This is a genomic window from Arthrobacter sp. 2YAF22_2 (genome assembly GCF_052114645.1).
Taxonomy (GTDB): domain Bacteria; phylum Actinomycetota; class Actinomycetes; order Actinomycetales; family Micrococcaceae; genus Arthrobacter.
In genome coordinates this window covers 1-1,427 of the sequence record NZ_JBFRFD010000705.1, presented here as the reverse complement: position 1 = coordinate 1,427, position 1,427 = coordinate 1, and the positions used below count along the sequence as shown (strand labels likewise).

Annotated in this window: 1 protein-coding gene; it reads left to right on the top strand. The window is 64.2% G+C overall.

Going from position 1 to position 1,427, the window contains the following annotated elements; all coding sequences use genetic code 11:
• The coding region (locus AB4Y86_RS18865; RefSeq protein ID WP_441403661.1) for an MFS transporter at nucleotides 1-986 on the top strand (986 nt) is incomplete at its 5' end.
• Nucleotides 987-1,427: the final 441 nt, after the last annotated feature.

Sequence of the window (1,427 nt, the reverse complement as noted above, 5' to 3'; positions counted from 1 at the left end):
CGTCCGGAAACACCCTGCTGGCGGACCTCATGCCCGAACGACGACGGGCGGCGTTGCTCGCTACGGCCTACGCCGGAGTGGGGCTGGGGACAACGGTTGGGGCAGCACTCGCGGGCACCTTGCTCCCGACGTCGGGGTGGCGCGTGCTCCTCGTGGTGGGCGGCCTGATCCCGTTGGCGGTGATCGCCGCGCTGGCCGTCGTCGTGCCCGAATCTCCCGCATTCCTCTCGGCCAGGCGGCAGGCGACCAGCGCCGTGTCCTCCGGCGGCAGGGGAGCGGAATTGTCCGGCCCGGTGTCCAAGGCGTCCTTTGGAACCATCCTGTCACGGCCGCTGGCCCCCACGACGGTCCTCCTGTGGCTATTCGGCTTCTTCTCCTTGGGCACCCAATTGCTGATCGCCCAGTACCTGCCTACCATGCTGCAGCTTCCGGTGCCCGGGCTCGACACCGTGCAGAGCAGCACCATCGTCGGTGCCTACGGATTGGCGAGTGTGTTGGGAGGCCTGGTACTCGGCGCCATCCTGGCCAGGGTGTCACGTTTCCTGGTCATCGGCATTGCGCTCGGGTTGGCTGGCGCGATGTCGGTTGTGGTGTTCTTGCTGCCCGAGTTTGGTTTCGCTACCCTGCTTATCGTGTTGGGGATCACCGGATTCATTCTGCCAAGTGCCTTCGGCCCCACCCGAGGCGTCCTGGCGGCCATGGCCTACCCGGCCAGCATGCGAGGTGCGGGAATCGGGGTCGCGGAATTCGGTGGACGGTTGGGTGCTGCTACCGGCGGCGTTGCCGGCGGGACGCTCATTGCAGCCGGTTTGGGACTGTCCGGAATATTTCTAACGCTGCTGTTACCCATTGGCCTGCTTCTCGGTTCGTTGGCGGGGCTTCGTTTGCAGTCGCGGCGGACCCGTGGGCCGGAGCAAGTGGAGGTCAGCCCAGCCAGCCCAGCTTCTTTGGAAGGAGGGCACGAGCGGGTGCCCGCCATGGATTGATGGCACAAAGTTCGGTTGCTACTGCGGCCGGGCACCCGCCACTCACCGGGCTTGAATGAAACCGCAGGGCCCTTCAGTACTGGATGTTCAACTCAGTATCCAGTACTGAAGGGCCCTTGTCGTTTGCCTCCACGGGGAAAATCGGCCATCGGGCTGGTGCCAATGCGCAGGGGTAAGCAGTAGGAGGGGGTAATGCCGGGCCTGCAACGGCGGGTTTGGTGCAGTCGAAAGAGAAGCAGGACGCTTGTACGTGTGTGACGACGGTTGAACCGGAAAACGTGACCGGCGCGCCGGAAACGGAACGTTGTGTGGCGCGAAGCGTACTCCGGCGGTCGCTGTGACCTGTTGATGGGCCTAAGGCCCATCGGCCTCATCCGTCTCTTGGTGGTGCTCAATTTGTTTGGCAACAAAAAAATCGTCGGAAACGAGTGCCGGCAACGC